Source organism: uncultured Paracoccus sp., assembly GCF_947487305.1.
Classification (GTDB): Bacteria; Pseudomonadota; Alphaproteobacteria; order Rhodobacterales; family Rhodobacteraceae; genus Paracoccus.
The window spans coordinates 1-652 of sequence record NZ_CANKWH010000084.1; the positions used below are offsets into that span (position 1 = coordinate 1).

Sequence of the window (652 nt, forward strand, 5' to 3'; positions counted from 1 at the left end):
TCATTCTTGCCGTTGAACACATTGCCTGTGACCAGCGGCTTGTCGGGATCGCCTTCGAGGAACTCGACCACGACCTCCATGCCGATGCGCGGGATGACCATCCCGCCCCAGCCGGCGCCGGCCCAGTTCTGCGACACCCGGCAGCGCATCGAATGGGCGCCCGCCAGATCCCAGTGGAAGCGCACCAGAATGCGGCCATATTCGTCGCAGTCGATCTCGCCCTCGCCGACCACCATCGCCGTTTGCGGGCCTTGGACCACGGCGGCCGGCGTGCGGCGCGGCGGCACCATCGGGGCGGTATCCGGCATCAGGGTGTAGCTGCCGGTGAAGGCATAGCCATCGCTGCCGGGTCCACCCGAGCCGTAAGCCTCGCTGACGAAATGATGGCTGGCCGAGAGGCAGAGATAGCTTTCCCCGGTCCCCGGAACCATATCGCCCGAGAGCGTCAGCCGCATCCCCGCGCCGAGCGCGACACAATCGCCCACCGCCCGGTTGCGCCGATCGGCACCGCGTTCCTGTTCGGTCCTGAGGCCAGCAACCAGCTTGCCTACCGGTTGCGCCAGGTAGTCGCCGGGATAGTCGAAGCTTTCGATCTGGCCCTGGCTGTGGGCAGCATCGCCGGTGCGGTCGGTCTCCATCGCCGCGGTCGGCG

At 67.6% G+C, this 652-nt stretch carries 1 protein-coding gene; it reads right to left on the minus strand.

Going from position 1 to position 652, the window contains the following annotated elements:
• The coding region (tssI, locus tag Q1A36_RS21360) for a type VI secretion system tip protein TssI/VgrG (RefSeq protein ID WP_299848198.1) at positions 1-652 on the minus strand (652 nt) is incomplete at both ends.